Source organism: Mameliella sp. LZ-28 (genome assembly GCF_012274245.1).
GTDB lineage: Bacteria > Pseudomonadota > Alphaproteobacteria > Rhodobacterales > Rhodobacteraceae > Antarctobacter > Antarctobacter albus.
The window spans coordinates 374,637-389,791 of record NZ_JAANYX010000011.1; the positions used below are offsets into that span (position 1 = coordinate 374,637).

At 63.9% G+C, this 15,155-nt stretch carries 14 protein-coding genes; 4 read left to right on the plus strand and 10 right to left on the minus strand.

The features are described from left to right. The first annotated feature begins 16 nt into the window (after positions 1 to 16). On the plus strand, positions 17 to 1,414 hold the full coding sequence (locus tag G9Q80_RS08465) for a calcium-binding protein (RefSeq protein WP_088714844.1): 1,398 nt from the start codon (positions 17 to 19) through the stop codon (positions 1,412 to 1,414). Between the two features lie 129 nt (positions 1,415 to 1,543). Continuing rightward, on the plus strand, positions 1,544 to 3,007 hold the full coding sequence (locus tag G9Q80_RS08470; protein WP_088714845.1) for a calcium-binding protein: 1,464 nt from the start codon (positions 1,544 to 1,546) through the stop codon (positions 3,005 to 3,007). Positions 3,008 to 3,013: 6 nt separating this feature from the next. Here the strand turns inward: G9Q80_RS08470 and G9Q80_RS08475 are convergent, their stop codons facing one another. Further along, positions 3,014 to 4,549: a helicase HerA-like domain-containing protein gene (locus G9Q80_RS08475; RefSeq protein WP_069208352.1), complete on the minus strand. Its 1,536-nt coding sequence runs from the start codon at positions 4,547 to 4,549 to the stop codon at positions 3,014 to 3,016. Positions 4,550 to 5,010: 461 nt separating this feature from the next. Between G9Q80_RS08475 and G9Q80_RS08480 the strand changes: the two genes are divergently transcribed. Continuing rightward, a complete protein-coding gene (locus tag G9Q80_RS08480) occupies positions 5,011 to 5,595 on the plus strand; it encodes an invasion associated locus B family protein (protein WP_074620535.1) in 585 nt (194 codons plus the stop codon). Positions 5,596 to 5,668: 73 nt separating this feature from the next. On the opposite strand, the gene G9Q80_RS08485 is transcribed toward G9Q80_RS08480, so the two are convergent. Beyond that, positions 5,669 to 6,637 carry a DUF808 domain-containing protein gene (locus tag G9Q80_RS08485; protein WP_088714846.1) on the minus strand — a complete coding sequence of 323 codons (969 nt, stop codon included), beginning with the start codon at positions 6,635 to 6,637 and terminating at the stop codon, positions 5,669 to 5,671. Between the two features lie 40 nt (positions 6,638 to 6,677). After that, positions 6,678 to 7,055 carry a DoxX family protein gene (locus G9Q80_RS08490; protein WP_088714847.1) on the minus strand — a complete coding sequence of 126 codons (378 nt, stop codon included), beginning with the start codon at positions 7,053 to 7,055 and terminating at the stop codon, positions 6,678 to 6,680. 179 nt (positions 7,056 to 7,234) lie between these two features. On the opposite strand from G9Q80_RS08490, the gene gap reads away from it, so the two are divergent. Then, positions 7,235 to 8,239, plus strand: coding sequence for a type I glyceraldehyde-3-phosphate dehydrogenase (gene gap, locus G9Q80_RS08495; protein WP_069208355.1), 1,005 nt, complete (start codon positions 7,235 to 7,237; stop codon positions 8,237 to 8,239). 105 nt (positions 8,240 to 8,344) lie between these two features. Here gap and G9Q80_RS08500 read toward each other — a convergent pair whose 3' ends face one another. The 7 genes from G9Q80_RS08500 to purS all read right to left on the minus strand — a co-directional run bounded on the left by G9Q80_RS08500 (position 8,345) and on the right by purS (position 15,136). Further along, complete coding sequence (locus G9Q80_RS08500) at positions 8,345 to 9,295, minus strand: leishmanolysin-related zinc metalloendopeptidase (RefSeq protein ID WP_088714848.1); 951 nt, start codon at positions 9,293 to 9,295, stop codon at positions 8,345 to 8,347. A gap of 149 nt (positions 9,296 to 9,444) precedes the next feature. Beyond that, positions 9,445 to 10,026, minus strand: coding sequence for a YdeI/OmpD-associated family protein (locus G9Q80_RS08505; RefSeq protein WP_069208356.1), 582 nt, complete (start codon positions 10,024 to 10,026; stop codon positions 9,445 to 9,447). An 8-nt stretch (positions 10,027 to 10,034) separates the two neighbouring features. Next, the gene (locus G9Q80_RS08510) at positions 10,035 to 11,369 is read right to left on the minus strand and encodes a sigma-54-dependent transcriptional regulator (RefSeq protein ID WP_043139039.1); all 1,335 of its coding nucleotides are present in this window, start codon (positions 11,367 to 11,369) and stop codon (positions 10,035 to 10,037) included. Positions 11,370 to 11,376: 7 nt separating this feature from the next. Further along, positions 11,377 to 13,137, minus strand: coding sequence for a sensor histidine kinase (locus G9Q80_RS08515; protein ID WP_168246444.1), 1,761 nt, complete (start codon positions 13,135 to 13,137; stop codon positions 11,377 to 11,379). A 37-nt stretch (positions 13,138 to 13,174) separates the two neighbouring features. Next, a complete protein-coding gene (purQ, locus tag G9Q80_RS08520; protein WP_043139042.1) occupies positions 13,175 to 13,840 on the minus strand; it encodes a phosphoribosylformylglycinamidine synthase subunit PurQ in 666 nt (221 codons plus the stop codon). Between the two features lie 28 nt (positions 13,841 to 13,868). Continuing rightward, positions 13,869 to 14,906 (minus strand): zinc-binding dehydrogenase, encoded by a 1,038-nt coding sequence (locus tag G9Q80_RS08525; RefSeq protein ID WP_088714849.1) that lies wholly within the window; start codon positions 14,904 to 14,906, stop codon positions 13,869 to 13,871. Continuing rightward, entirely contained in the window at positions 14,906 to 15,136 is a 231-nt protein-coding gene (purS, locus tag G9Q80_RS08530; protein WP_043139176.1) for a phosphoribosylformylglycinamidine synthase subunit PurS, read from the minus strand. The genes G9Q80_RS08525 and purS overlap by 1 nt, the downstream gene beginning before the upstream one ends. Between the last annotated feature and the right edge of the window lie 19 nt (positions 15,137 to 15,155).

Genomic DNA, 15,155 nt, shown 5'->3' on the forward strand with positions numbered 1-15,155 from the left:
CCACGGAGACGGCTCAATGGCGATCACAACACTTGCGACAATTGTTGGCACCACGCAGTCCATCGCGTCCGATGACGATCTTCTGATCCTGTCCACCGGCGGCATCGTCTTGTCGGCTGACGCTGTTTCGGCCCCATCCGGGGACGCCAAGTTGACCAACTACGGACTCATATACACGGAGGGCAACGCATTCTCCGACTCCGTCGGCGGCAGTAGCATTACCAATTTCGGGACTATGGAAACCAGCAACTTCCCGGCCGTCATCGAGGCAGGCTCATCCGTCGCCCTGACCGACCTGAGGTTGTTGAACTATGGAAACATCGTCGGAAGCGGCGCATTGTCCGATGGTCTCCTGCTGGCGTCCGGCGGTAACTTTCTCTACAATTACGGGACGATCACGTCCCGCTCCGACAATGCGATTCAGATTACGTCGGGGTTCGAAAGCGGATCGCACGCCAATTACATTTTCAACTCCGGCCTGCTTCAGTCGAATTCAGCGCCAGCCATCACCACGGGCAATGACGCCGAGACGATCCGGAACGACGGCACCATCGATGCAGTCAATGCCGAGGCGATTGTCACCACTGGCGGAGACGACAAGGTCTCCAACAGCGGCAAGATCTTCGGCCACGTATCCCTTGGCGAAGGCGCCGATCTTTACCGCGGTCTGATAGACGGGTTCGTCGATGGCCAGGTTTTTGGCTCAAACGGAAATGACACGCTGATCGGTAGCGCCGCGGACGACAACTTTGTCGGCGGCAACGACGACGACCTGATCGTGGGCCACGACGGTGATGACACGTTGGACGGGGGCACTGGCTCCGACACGATCATGGGCGGGGATGGAAACGACTCTTTGATCGGTGGAAACTCCGACGACACGATGAACGGAGGCGCCGGGTCGGATACCATGACCGGCGATACGGGCAACGACTTGCTGGTTGGCCGTGACGGGGCCGACCTTCTCGAAGGTGGATCCGAAAACGACACGATGGACGGCGGCAACGGGGACGACGTCCTGGAAGGCGACGAGGGCAACGACATCCTGCGCGGTCGCGCGGGAGAAGACGAATTGGCCGGCGGCCTTGGCCGCGATTTCCTGACCGGCGGCCAGGACGCGGATATTTTCGTGTTCCGCTCGCTGGCGGAAACGGTCGTGGGCGCGAACCGTGACCAGATCCTGGACTTTGAACAGGGCATCGACCTGATCGTCGTCGCGGGCCTGTCGCCGGGCGTCTTCGAGTTCCGCGGAACCGCAGGATTCGCGCCCTCGGGCAATCCCGAACTTCGCCTTCTGGAGACGGCGACAGGGTCGACCATCGTGCAGATCGATGCCGATGGCGACGGCACGCAGGATGCCGAGATCCGGGTGGCCGGTGTCACCGGGCTGACAGCGGATGATTTCGTGCTCTAGGGCCCCTGCCCCCGGCTTATGAAGTCCAACCACCGGATTAAAGCGACGACGGCTTGACCTGAAACAAGCCGTCCGCCCAAGCGGTTTGCTAGGCTGGCCCCGTCGGTCGCGATCTCCAGGAGTCTTCACATGGCAACGATCTTTCAAACCGGGAATGTCACTTCCACGGTCACCGTCTCCAATGGGGACCGCTACGTGGTGTCCGGATCGCAGTTCATCGCTGTGTCCGGCGGGGATGGCGTTGTCCTGGCCGGTGCGCCGACTGCACCGCAACTGGTCAACATGGGGTCCATCTCGGCCGACCAGACAGGTGTCGTGGTTCAGGCCCCCCAGGCTGTCATCACCAACTATGGAACGATGACCAGTTTCGCCCCCTACAACAACACGGTCATTCAGATGACCCAGACCCAGAACAGCCTGGTCCAGATCAACAACCACGGCACGATAAGCCTGGGCGGCAGCAGCGGCTACCTGCTCCAGATGCCGTACGAATACCGGGTTGAGGTACGGCTGCTCAATACGGGGACGCTGGACGCGGAACGGGGCAGCATTCTCGTCGGGTCCTTTGGCAGCGATGACAACACGTTCATCAATTCCGGCACGGTCCACGCCGCCCTCCTGGTGATGTCCGGCTGGGGGAACTCGAAGCTTGTGAACACCGGAGACATGGTTGTCAGGTGGCTGGACGTGCAGGCGCAAAGCGCCTTTCTGTTCGTCAATCACGGCACCCTGACGGACACCGACGGAGACGTCTATATCACCACCAGCCGCTACGAGCCGGACCAGATCGCCAACTCCGGCACGATCTTCGGGAGCATCGACCTCCTGGGGGGCGACGACCGGGTCGAGAACATCGGCAACGGCATCATACACGGCGCCGTCTACGGCAAGTCCGGCAGCGATACGCTGGTCGGCGGAGCGTTCCGCGACGAATTCTACGGCGGCACCGAAAACGATGTCCTGGTCGGACGCGGGGGTGACGACGTCCTGAACGGCGAAGGCGGCGACGACATGATCCTGGCCGGCGACGGCGACGACAGCGCCACCGGCGACATCGGCGCCGACACGATCAACGGCGGCGCGGGCAACGATACGCTGCTGGGCGGCGCGCGGGAGGACGTCCTGGTGGGTCAGGATGGCGCGGACTTGCTGGACGGCGGGACCGAGAACGACACGCTCGACGGAGGGTCCGGCAATGACACCCTGCTGGGGGGCGGTGCCAATGACGTTCTGCGCGGCCAGGACGGGCGGGATGTCTTGCAGGGCGGGAATGGACTGGACTTCCTGAGCGGCGGTCCCGATGCGGATGTCTTTGTCTTTGGCACGACGATCGAGATGGGAATCGGCGCCCTGCGCGACCAGATCCTCGACTTCGAAAAAGGGCTCGACCTGATCGACCTGTCGGCGCTCTATGCCGGACCGCTGACATTCGTGGGCACTGCGCCTTTTACGGGTGCGGGCCAGGTCCGGGTGGCCGAACAGCCGACGGGCTCGACCATCGTGCAGATCAACATGGACGCAGACATGCAGCCCGAGGCAGAGCTGCGACTCGCGGACGTGCATGGGCTGGACGCCGGGGACTTCATCCTCTGACCGGGATCACCGCCCCTTGAACAGCCCGCCAAGGACGCCGCGCACGATGCGGCGTCCCGTGGTGCCGGTCAGCTCCTTCATCACCATGTCGCCCATCGCCTGGCCAAAGCTCTTGCCCCGTCGTACCGGGCGCGAGGTCGACCGGCTGACGCGCGTGCCGGAATACCGCCGGGCCGCACGATACTCACGGGCCTCGGCATCCTCCTCCTCACGCTCTGCCATTTCGGCGGCTTTGGCGGCGGCCTCTGCACGGGCGCGCAGGATTTCATGGGCGGATTCCCGATCGACCGGCGTGTCGTATTTCCCGGCCATCTCCGACCCGGCCAGAACGGCGCGGCGTTCAGCATCGGTGATCGGGCCCAGTTGCGAGGACGGCGGGCGTATCAAAGTGCGTTGCGCAATCCCCGGCGCACCTTTCGCCTCCAGAAACGATGTTACGGCCTCTCCGACGCCGACCGTGCGGATCGCCTCTTCGATGTCGAAATCCGGGTTCTCGCGGTAGGTCTCGGCGGCCAGCCGCAGCGCCCGCTTGTCACGCGCGGTGAAGGCCCGCAGCGCGTGCTGGACCCGGTTGCCAAGCTGGCCCAGCACATCCTCTGGGATGTCGTCCGGCGACTGGGTGACGAAATAGACGCCAACCCCCTTGGACCGGATCAGGCGCGCAACCTGTTCGACTTTGTCCACCAGCGCCTTGGGCGCGTCGTCGAACAGCAGGTGCGCCTCGTCGAAGAAAAAAACCAGCCGGGGTTTCTCGGGGTCGCCCACCTCTGGCAGTTCCTCGAAGAGTTCGGACAAGAGCCACAGCAGGAAAGTCGCATAAAGGCGCGGTCGCGCCATCAGCTGATCGGCGGCCAGCACGTTGACCGTGCCGCGCCCGTCCGGCGCCACCTGCATCAGGTCGCCCAGTTCCAGCGCCGGTTCGCCGAAGAACGCCGCGCCACCCTCGTTCTCCAGCACCAGCAGCCGCCGCTGGATCGCCCCGATGGAAGCGACAGAGATATTGCCATAACGCAGCGACAGGTCCTTGCGGTTCTCCCCCAGCCAGACCAGCATCGACCGCAGGTCATCGAGATCCAGCAGCGCCAGCCCTTCCTCGTCGCTGAGGCGGAAGGCGATGTTCAGGATGCCCTCCTGCGCCTCGCTGAGATCCAGCAGGCGCGACAGCATCAGCGGCCCCATCTCCGTCACGGTCGTGCGCACCGGGTGGCCCTGCGCCCCGAAGAGATCCCAGAACCTGACCGGAAAGGCGTCATAGGCGAAGTCGTCAAAGCCCATCCTGGCGCAGCGCTCCATGAAGGCGCCGTGCAGCTTGTGGGTTTCGCTGCCCGCGACCGCCAGGCCCGACAGGTCTCCTTTCACGTCCGCGAGGAAAACCGGCACACCGGCGGCGGAAAACCCCTCGGCCAGGATCTGCAGGGTGACGGTCTTGCCGGTGCCCGTGGCGCCCGCCACCAGGCCGTGCCGGTTGGCATAACCGAGGTCCAGGACCTGCCTGACGCCATAGCCCTCGCCCGCGCCACCCACGAATACCGACTTGTTCATGCTTGATCCCCCAGCTCGCACGGCATGAACATACATCCTTAACCATTTGATGCCAGTGTGTTTCTGGTCCGGGACGACATGTCCTCTCCTGTCCCGGGCAGACTTCCTCCCTGTCAGACTGGCCGCGCCCTAGGGCGCGGCTTTTTTGTTCCTGCAAAAATGCATCTACTGACGCGAAAAGAAGGTGGAAATCACTGTTGACCAAGCGCAAGTCTTCTCGTAGCGTCACGACCAATGACAAAGTCGGCCGGTCCGACAGGGAGTGAAATGGAAAGGGGCCCACGGGCCCCTTTCCTTTTGATTGCAAGTGCCCTGCCCGGGGCTGCCCCCGAACGGGCCCTGCCCAGTGCGCGCGGCATTTCGCGCATTGCCGCGGCGGAACGGCGGATTTCTTCCCTGACAGTCGGTCCGGTGCGTGCTAATCGACAAGTCAGGCAAATGACCGGATTTTAGAGGACATCATGAAGAAACCGCTTATCCTACTGTCGTTGATCGCCTCGCTGGGCGCAGGCGCGGGTTATGCCCAATCCGCCGACGGCGGCGATCCGGCGACCCCGCCCGCTGATCCCGGCATCGACACCGGCAAACCGGCCCAGAACGTCCCCTACGTCAAGGAAGTCTACGACGACTGGACGCTGAACTGCATCAAGAACGCCCAAGACGCGGAAGTCTGCCGGATGATCCAGATGCTGGACGACGGAGAAGGCAACGAAATCGCCCAGGTCGTCATCAACCGCGTCGAGAACAGTGGCCAGATCGTTGCGGTCGGGGAAATCACCGTGCCGCTGGAAACGTCGCTGCGCCACCGGCTGCGGATCTCGGTCGATGGCCGCGAATCCAAAGAGTATGACTTCACGGTCTGCACGCGACTGGGCTGTACCGCGCAGGTCGGCTTCACCGAAGAGGTCGTCTCGCAGTTCAAGGCCGGCAAGGAAGCCGTGATCAACATCGTCCCCTATTTCTACCGCAATCAGTCGATTCCGCTGGCAACCTCGTTGAAGGGCTTTACCGCCGCCTTCGACGAGACCACGGCGATGCAGCCCTGATCCGACGACTACGGGGAAACGACAAACGGCGCGCCCTCGGGCGCGCCGTTTTTTTGTTTGCCCGGATATTCGTTCAGTGCGCCTTGGCGTCACCTTCCCCAAAGAACCGGCCCCAGATCGGCGCAACCAGCTTGGTGCCGATGGGAATCAGGATCAGCCCGGCCAGGAACCCGATCACGAAGTCGATCGCCGCCGTCACCCCCCATTCCAGCAGCGCATCGCCTTGGCCGATGGAATGCGCGATGTCGTGCACGGTCTGATAAGGCACGCCCCATCCCATTTCCTTCAGTGAATTGGTGAGGATGTGCCCGCCGACCCAGAGCATCGCCGCCGTGCCGATGATCGCCAGCGCCTTGAGCAGCCAGGGCATGAACTTGACGATGGCGCGGCCAAAGCCCCGCGTCGCGCCCAGGCGGCCCCGCTGGCTCAGCCACAGGCCCACGTCGTCCATCTTTACGATGATGGCGACCGCACCGTAGACGGCAAAGGTGATCAGCACAGCAACCACCGCCAGCGTGGCGGCCTGCATGGCAAAATTCGGCGCCTCGATGGCCGAGAGCGAGATCACCATGATCTCTGCCGACAGGATGAAATCGGTCTTGATCGCGCCCTTGACCTTGGCCTCTTCCAGATGCGTGGGATCGCCCACGTCATGACTGCCGTCAGGCCCGCCGGAATGGTCGTCGTGGGGCATCAGCACATGCACGATCTTCTCGGCCCCCTCGAAACACAGGTAGCAACCGCCCAGGATCAGCAAGGGCCAGACCAGCCAGGGCGCAAAGGCCGCCATCAACAGCGCCGCCGGCATCAGGAACACCAGCTTGTTGACCAAAGAGCCCCGCGCGATCCGCCAGATGATCGGCAATTCGCGCGCCGGTTCGAACCCCTGCACGTATTTCGGTGTCACCGCCGCGTCGTCGATGATGACGCCCGCGGTCTTGGACCCGGCTTTCATCGCCGCCGCGCCGATATCGTCGACCGAGGCCGCCGCCACCTTGGCGATCGCCGAAACGTCATCGAGAAGTGCCAGAAGTCCGCTCATACCGCGCCCCCACTCAACCTGTTCATCGCGAACCTACCCCCTAGGGCGCAAACCGCAAGCGCCACGCCCCGCCACCCTGCCCGGCCAGCACCAGGCAGCCGCCCGCAATGGCCCAGTTCTTGACGAAGATGCTCATCTGCCAGGGATCGTCCGGGATCAGGTGAAAGAAGGACGTCACCATGCAATACAGTGCCAGGGAAAGGGCCACGGGCCGCAGGGCAACCCCCAGGATCAGCGCCACCGCCGCCCCGAGATTGTAAACCATCGCGACCCAGACCAGCCCAAACGGCAGCCCCCAATTCACCAGCATCTCTCCCGCCGGGGCCGAATCGATTGCCTTTTGCACCGCCCCCGCAAGGAAAAGCGCCGCGATCAGCACGCGTCCGGCAAAGCTGGCAAGGTTGTTCCATCTCTGCACGGCCGATATCCCCTGTTGTTCCCGCCCAGGTTAACGCAAACGAGATCGGAGGGTTAGCGCCACCACGCGAATCCTTGCCACATTTACCGCTAACATGCTGTTCCTCAACGGTTAATGGACTTTGCAGATGCAGAAGGCCTCCGTATACGGAAGCCGACAGGAATTTTCAGGAGGCGAGCATGACCGTCACGATCGGGATCAACGGATTTGGCCGCATTGGCCGCTGCACTCTGGCACATATCGCGGAGTCCGCACGCAACGACGTCCAGGTCGTCAAGATCAACGCCCCCGGGCCGATCGAGACACATGCCCACCTGCTGCGCTACGACAGCATCCACGGCCGCTTTCCCGGCGACGTGACGGTCAAGGACCAGGCGCTGGACCTGGGCCGCGGCCCCATCGACGTGATGTCCTCCTATGAGATGGGTGACCTCGACTGGAGCGGCTGCGACGTCGTGCTCGAATGCACCGGCAAATTCAACGACGGCACGAAGGCCAACGCCCACCTCGACCGTGGCGCGAAATCGGTTCTGATCTCGGCGCCGGCCAAGAACGTGCAGCGCACGGTCGTCTACGGCGTAAACCATCGTGACCTCGTCAAGGGCGAGACCATGATCTCGAACGGGTCCTGCACCACCAACTGCCTCGCACCGCTGGCCAAGGTGCTGGACGAGGGCATCGGCATCGAATCCGGCATCATGACGACGATCCACAGCTACACCGGCGACCAGCCGACACTGGACCGCCGCCACGCCGACCTCTACCGCGCCCGCGCCGCGGCAATGGCGATGATCCCGACCTCGACCGGCGCCGCCAAGGCCCTGGGCGAGGTGCTGCCGAACCTCAAGGGCAAGCTCGACGGGTCCGCCGTCCGGGTGCCGACGCCCAATGTCTCGGCCGTTGACCTGACCTTCTATGCCTCGCGTGACGTGACCGTCGAAGACGTCAACGAGGTGGTGGCAGAGGCCGCCGCAGGCCGCATGGGTGCCGTGCTGTCCTACGATCCGGAACAGAAGGTTTCGATCGACTTCAACCACACCACGCATTCGTCGATCTTCGCCCCCGACCAGACCAAAGTCGTCGGCAAGCGCATGGTGCGTGTGCTGGCCTGGTACGACAACGAATGGGGCTTTTCCGCGCGCATGGCCGACGTCGCCGCCGCGATGGGCCGCCTGCTGCACTGAGACCCGGCACCGCGCTCGGCCTGAAAAAGCCCCCGGAAAGAATCGGCTTTCCGGGGGCTTTCATGTGCAGGTCATGCAGTTCATCAGCGCAGGACCGACAGCCGTTCAGGCAAACAATCCGTCGGTGAATATGGTCGTGTCGATCAGGTCGGTGGCTCCGGTCGGATCGCTGGCGTCCCAGATCGTCTCGTATCCCATATCCTCCAACGCGGCGACAGAGGTGTTGGACAGGTAGTTGGTGCCATCGATATAGCCCGTCATGATCTCATTCTCGAAGGCAAAACCATCGGTGCCGTCCTCGTTCCAGTGACCGCCCGCCGTGCCCGGCCCTCCTTCCGTCTCGATGGACAGAAGCGCGGAGGCACTGAACTCCAGGTCGAATGTCAGGTTGGCGTTGACCCCGGCGAAAGTCTGGCTGCCGTCCTGTCCGACATCGACCAGCCCCATCAGCTCCCACATGGTGCCGAATCCGATGACATGCATCATCTCGTGAAAGACGATGTCATTGAACAGACCCTGCGCATCGTAGTTTGCAGCGTCGGCGATATCGAATTCCATGATACCCATCGCGGGCAGGTAGGTCGCTGTACGGATGACGGTCGGTCCGGCCTGTCCCAACGTCAAGCCCGGACCGTCGATGTCGGTCAGCGTCGCTTCGATCACGATATCGTCGATCGTTTCGCCGCGGTACCGAACGTCCGTAATATCGCCTGTGATGATGTCCGAGATCAGTTCCGCAGCATCGATAAAGGCCTGTTGCAGCGCCTCCGTCCATGTTCCGCTGAAATAGATGGTGACATTAAAGCCCGTCCCGTCCTGAGAGCCGGAGGTGTAGCTGCCAAGGAGCGTGCCTCCGTCACCGCCATCCCCACCGTCTCCAGGCTTGTCGGGTTTCCCCCCGCCACCTCCGCCTCCGCCTCCGTTGCCACCCTTGGCAGCACCAAGGGCATCAAGAAATGTCAGGCCATTCATGCCGATCACTTCAACGGATCGACCGAAGTCGAAGGTGTCAGAGTCAAGGAAACGGCCCAGAGGGGTCGATTGATTGGAAGACATATGATGTTCCCGTTTGCCAGTTCGGTTACGGGCTAACCGGGGCCCAGACGCACCACACTCGTAAAAGTAGAGTAACGGCTATTTGAACAGGCTGCGAGACCCAATATGGAAACCGACTGTTCACTGGCGGCCTCGCATCCGCCTGCGCGTCACCTGTCGTGCATTCCCTTGCCGGCAAGGATCCGCTCTCGATGCTTCTCGATCCGGGCCGCGCGGGTGCGGGACTGTTTGGCATCCGAGAAGTGCAGGACATAGCCGCGCCGCCGTCCCGGTGTCAGCGCCTCGAAAGCCGCGCGAAACGCCTCGTCTTCCTCCAGGCGCTCGGTCAATTCCTCGGGATAGTCGAGGTCGTCCTTGGCAAAATCGACCTTGGCGCCGCTTTTCTCCACGGCGATGGCCCGCGCGACATAGTCGCGGACCTGATCGGCGCGGTCGGCCACCTCTTCTGGTGTCTGGAACCGCAGGTACTTCGACGCCCGGGATCGCGGACCGGTCAGGATCAACGCACCTTCCGGATCCGAGATCAAAGTGCCCTTGAAAAAGGCCAGCCGGCAGCCATCGGAATAGCCGCCCAGGATCGCCACGTTGGACCCGCCAAAGGTATAACAGGCCGCGCCCCATTTCAGGGTCTCGCCCAGTTCTGTCCCGGCAAGCACGGCGCGGAGCGCGGACAGAACCTCGCCCCAGGTCGCGTCGGCAAAAAAGCTGTCGAGATCCGGGGCGCGGTCCATCGCGGGCCTCAGAGGTAGTCGGCGCGGGCCAGTCCGTACTTGGCCATCTTCTCGTTCAGGGTCCGGCGCGGCAGGCACAATTCGTCCATGACCGCCGAGATCGACCCCTTGTGACGCCGCATGGTATTGTCGATCAGCATCCTTTCGAAGGCCTCGACATATTCCTTGAGCGGCTTGCCCTCGGTCGTCATGACCGGCTGCATGTCGTCATGGTCGCTCATCAAGAGCGAGGCAATGGTCCCCTGCCCCCGCCGCGATTGCAGCACCGCGCGTTCTGCCAGGTTGATCAGCTGGCGCACATTGCCCGGCCAGGGCGCCTGCAACAGCTGGGCGGCCTCCTGTGCCGACACCTTGGGGGCGTCGCACCCATATTCCTCTGCATAGCTTTCGGACAGGCGGGTGAAGAGCGTCAGGATATCTTCGCCCCGCGCGCGCAGCGGTGGCACGGTGATCTTGAGCGCTGCCAGCCGGTAATAGAGGTCCGCACGCAGCGCCTGCTCGCAGGTGCGCCCCTCTTCCTGCAGGTTGGAAATGGCAACGATGCGGGTTTCGGGCGGCGTGCCCTCGTCGTTGATCGCGTTCAGCAGGCGCGCCTGGGCCGCGTCCGACAGGACCTCGATGTCTTCCAGCACCAGCGTACCGCCGCGCGCCTCTTCCATGGCAGGCAGGCGTGTATCCTCGGGCTGCATCGGGCCGAACAGGCGCCGGGTCAGGGCGTCCTCGTCCATCGCGGCACAGCGCACCAGGGTGAATTTCTTGCCGGCGCGGGCGCCGACCGCGTGCAGCGCATGGGCCACCAGCGTCTTGCCGGTGCCGGTCTCGCCTTCGATCAGGACGTGGCCGTCGGCCTGGCCCAGGTCCAGGATGTCTTCGCGCAGGCGTTCCATCGCGGGGCTGGCGCCGATCAGCTTGGACATGATCTGGCTGCCGTCTGCCAGTTCCCGGCGCAGCGCGCGCGTGTCCAGCGTCAGGCGGCGGGCATTGGTGGCCTTTTTGGCCAGTTCCGACATGCGGTCCGGGTTGAAAGGTTTTTCAAGGAAATCGAAGGCCCCGATGCGCATCGCCTCGACCGCCATCGGCACGTCGCCGTGACCGGTGATCATGATGACCGGCAGCGCGCTGTCCGTGCCCATCAACTTCTTGAGAAACTGGATCCCGTCCATGCCCGGCATCTTGATGTCGGAAATCACGATGCCCGGAAAATCCGCGTTGAGCCGCCCCAGCGCCTCTTCGGCACTGGCAAAGGTTTCGGTGTCGTAACCGGACAGGGCCAGCCATTGGCTGATCGACTGGCGCATGTCCTGTTCGTCATCCACGATGGCGATTTTCATTGCGTTGGCCATTGGCAGTTTACTCCGCTGCTTCTGTGGATTCGTTCAAAACGGGCAGTTGCATCTCGAAGACGGCACCGCCGTCCTCTCCGTTGCGGGCGGTCAGACGCCCGCCCAGTTCCGAGACGATGCCCGAGGAAATCGCCAGACCGAGGCCCACGCCATCGCCCGGCTGCTTGGTTGTGTAGAAGGGCTCGAAGAGCGCATCGAGGTCCTCGATCCCGGTTCCGTTGTCGCGCACCGTCAGTGTCGCGGTTTCGCCCGCAGCCAGGATGATGTCCACCTGCGGGTCATCAACGGACTTGGTGGCGTCCAGAGCGTTCCGCAAGAGGTTGACCAGAACCTGCTCGATCCGCATCCGGTCCCCCATGACGCGCACGGGCGCTTCCGGCAGGATCTTGGTGATCTTCACGCGGCGCGATTTCAGCTGCGGTTCCATCATCGCCAGGGACGAGGCCAGCGCCTCTCCCATGTCGACGGGGCTGAGCTGTTCCTGGCCTTTCCGCGCAAAACTCTTGAGCTGGCGGGTGATCGCCCCCATGCGTTCGATCAGGTCGTCGATACGGTGAAAGGCGCTCAACGCCTCGTCCGGGCGGTTTCGGCGCAGCAGAAGGCGCGCGCCGGCCAGGTAGGTCTTCATCGCGGCTAGCGGCTGGTTCAACTCGTGGCTGACGGCAGCGGACATTTCGCCCAGGGCCGCCAGTTTCGAGGACTGGGCCAGAGATTGCTCCGCAACGGCAAGGTTTTTCTGTACCCGCTCACGTTCGGCAATTTCCCGGCTGAGGCGGGCGTTCAGGGCGCGCAGTTCGGTCGCGTCGCGCTGGAACAGCGCCATCCGGATCGCGGTCTTGCGCGACAAGGCGTAGAAAACCAGCGCCGCCAACAGCGCGAACCCCATGATTTCCAGCGCCAGCAAGGCGTTTACACGCTCGCGCACGCTGGCATAGGTGGTGAAGGTCACAAGCGTCCAGCCCCGGAACGGGATGCGCCCGTCGATCCGCATCACCGCCTCGCCGCGCAGGTAGGCGTCGGCCTGCTGCGCGGTCCAGTCGGCGGTGGCCCGGATGGCGCGTTCGATCGCGCCCTCGGCAGGCTGGCGCTGCAATGCATCCGTCGGCGTCAGCCCGCGCCAGCGCGGTTCCGTCGCAAGGATGATCAGCCCCTCGGAGTTGGTCACCATGACAGCATCGGTGATCCCGGCCCAGGCACGCTCGAACTTGGCCAGGTCGACCTCGACCATGATGACACCGACCGTCTCACCGCCGCTTTCCATGCGCCGGGCGTAGGTAAAGCTGAAGTTGCCCGTCTCTTGCGGGAGCGCGGTAAAGACCGTGGTGTTCGAGCGCAGCGCATCGACGAAATAGGCCGCCTCGCGGTGCGACTCGGCCAGGCGGTTGCGGTCTGTCGCGGCCACGGTGCGCCCGTCGCGGTCCAGCAGCATCAGCGAGGCGGCGCCGATCTCGTCCACGAAGGAAATCAACCGCTGCGAGCTTTGCCGGTAGTCCTGCGCGTTCAGCGCGGCGATCAGTGCCGGGTCACGGGCCAGGAGTTGCGGCACGATGGCATTGCGGCGCAGTTCCGAAATCAGGTTGCCCGAATAGAGCGCAAGGCGCAGTTCGGCCCGGTTGCGCACGGACTCGGTAAAGCGGTCGGTCAGCAGCCAGTTCGTGACCCAGACCGTTCCCACGGCCGCCAGCAACAGCAGGACAAGCGCAATGCGCGCACGGCCCGAGAACGGGCCGGCGCGACGCAGTCCGGTTCTGGTGCCATTCGATGCCATGCCGCCCAGAATAGGCTGCGCGGGCCGCACCCTCAAGTCAGGCGGCGGTCAGGGCCCCTGCCAGATGGGCGAAAAGGCGCGCACCATCCTCGTTGCCATGCGCCGCGTCGCTTGCGCGTTCGGGGTGCGGCATCATGCCCAGCACCCGCCGGTTGGCCGACAGCACACCCGCGATATCCCGCGCCGACCCGTTCGGGTTGTCGGTATACCGAAAGGCAACGCGGTCATCCGCTTCCAGCATGTCAAGCGTCGCCTCGTCGGCGAAATAATTGCCGTCATGATGCGCGATGGGCAGCGCGATCTCGGTGCCACGGCCATAGCCCTCGGTAAAGATGCTGGCGCCCTCGGCGCGCAGGCCGACGGTCCGGCAGATGTATTTCAGGCCCGCATTGCGCAGAAGCGCCCCCGGCAGCAGGCCGGTTTCCGTCAGCACCTGGAAGCCATTGCAGATCCCAAGAGCGTATCCGCCCCGGTCCGCGTGAGCCTTTACCGCGTTCACGATGGGCGCATTGGCCGCGATGGCCCCGCAGCGCAGGTAATCACCAAAGGAGAACCCGCCGGGGATGCCAACCAGGTCGATACCTGCCGGCAGTTCGGTGTCCTTGTGCCAGACCATCTGCACCTGCAGGCCCGCCTTCTCGAAGGCAACGGCAAGATCACGGTCGCAGTTGGACCCGGGGAAGACGATGACGGCAGCTTTCATCAGCACGCTCCTTGTCAGGCGGTGAGTGTCAGGCGGTGAAATCGGTGACGACGGCCACGCCCGGCGGCGTCGGCCCGTTGAAGGCAGCAAGTTCGTCCGAGACCTGGCCCAGGCCGATCTCGCGTCCGATCATCGGCGCCATGTCGACGGCACCGGACTGGATCAGGCTGAACAGTTGTTCGTAACGCCAGGGCGGCATTCCGCGCGACCCGTAAACGGCGAGATTCTTCATGAAGATGCCGTTCATGTCGATCTCCATCGTCGCCGTGTGGCCGATGGGCATTCCGACTTGAACATGGCGCCCCAGGGGTCGCAGGCACTTGATCGAGGCATTGGTCGTGGCCGCGATGCCCACCGCCTCGATCGAGACATGGGCGCCGCCGCCGGTCAGTTCCTTGATGGCCCGGTGCGCCTTGCCGTCAGAGGCATCGACAACCGCGTCAGCCCCATGTGCCAGCGCGTGGTCCAGCTTTTCGCGCACCACGTCCACGGCGATCACCCGCGCACCCATCGCCTTGCCGATCAGCAAAGCCGCCAGCCCGATGCCCCCGGTTCCTTGAATCGCCAGCCATTCGCCCGGCTGTAGCGCCGCGCGGTCGGTCAGCGCGTGCCAAGAGGTCATCACGCGACAGCCCAGCCCGGCGGCGGTGCGCGGTGTCATGAACTCGGGCAGGCGCGACAGGTTGAAATCGCGCGGCACGGCGACGTATTCGGCAAAGGCCCCGTCAGAACCGATGCCCGGATAAACCATGTCGTTGCAAGTATGCTGCGCCCCGGCCCGGCAGTCGTTGCAGGTGCCGCACCCCAGAAGGAAAGGCGCGACAAGGACGTCGCCCACCGCGAATTGCGCGCGCGGGCCGGCCTCGACCACTTCACCGCAGAATTCATGCCCGCCGATGGCGCCCGGTTTCACGCGCGGGTGCTCGCCCATCCAGCCATGCCAGTCCGAGCGGCAGACACCGCAGGCCAGGACCTTGAGCACGACGCCGTCCTCGGGACAGGAGGGATCGGGTCGGGTCTCGATACTCAGCGGCGCCTGGTACTCGCTCAGGACGGCCGCGCGCATCACAGGACCTCGATGCGGTAGCTTTCGATCACGGTATTGGCGAGCAGCTTTTCGCACATCTCACCCACGGTCGCTTCGGAGGTGCCATCGGCGAGATCCATCTCAATCACCTTGCCCTGGCGCACCGATCCGACCCCGTCAAAGCCGAGGGCGCCAAGCGCATGGCGCACCGCCTCACCCTGCGGATCCAGAACACCGTCCTTGAGCATCACATGCACGCGCACTTTCATGATCATCCCCTTGCTTGTC

Bases quoted from the DNA above. Each gene is read 5' to 3' on its own strand.
- G9Q80_RS08465 (WP_088714844.1), top strand. From the start codon at position 17: ATGGCGATCACAACACTTGCGACAATTGTTGGCACCACGCAGTCCATC.
- G9Q80_RS08515 (WP_168246444.1), bottom strand. From the start codon at position 13,137: ATGGCATCGAATGGCACCAGAACCGGACTGCGTCGCGCCGGCCCGTTC.
- G9Q80_RS08525 (WP_088714849.1), bottom strand. From the start codon at position 14,906: ATGCGCGCGGCCGTCCTGAGCGAGTACCAGGCGCCGCTGAGTATCGAG.
- G9Q80_RS08470 (WP_088714845.1), top strand. From the start codon at position 1,544: ATGGCAACGATCTTTCAAACCGGGAATGTCACTTCCACGGTCACCGTC.
- G9Q80_RS08475 (WP_069208352.1), bottom strand. From the start codon at position 4,549: ATGAACAAGTCGGTATTCGTGGGTGGCGCGGGCGAGGGCTATGGCGTC.
- gap (WP_069208355.1), top strand. From the start codon at position 7,235: ATGACCGTCACGATCGGGATCAACGGATTTGGCCGCATTGGCCGCTGC.
- G9Q80_RS08510 (WP_043139039.1), bottom strand. From the start codon at position 11,369: ATGGCCAACGCAATGAAAATCGCCATCGTGGATGACGAACAGGACATG.
- G9Q80_RS08505 (WP_069208356.1), bottom strand. From the start codon at position 10,026: ATGGACCGCGCCCCGGATCTCGACAGCTTTTTTGCCGACGCGACCTGG.
- G9Q80_RS08480 (WP_074620535.1), top strand. From the start codon at position 5,011: ATGAAGAAACCGCTTATCCTACTGTCGTTGATCGCCTCGCTGGGCGCA.
- purQ (WP_043139042.1), bottom strand. From the start codon at position 13,840: ATGAAAGCTGCCGTCATCGTCTTCCCCGGGTCCAACTGCGACCGTGAT.
- purS (WP_043139176.1), bottom strand. From the start codon at position 15,136: ATGAAAGTGCGCGTGCATGTGATGCTCAAGGACGGTGTTCTGGATCCG.
- G9Q80_RS08485 (WP_088714846.1), bottom strand. From the start codon at position 6,637: ATGAGCGGACTTCTGGCACTTCTCGATGACGTTTCGGCGATCGCCAAG.
- G9Q80_RS08500 (WP_088714848.1), bottom strand. From the start codon at position 9,295: ATGTCTTCCAATCAATCGACCCCTCTGGGCCGTTTCCTTGACTCTGAC.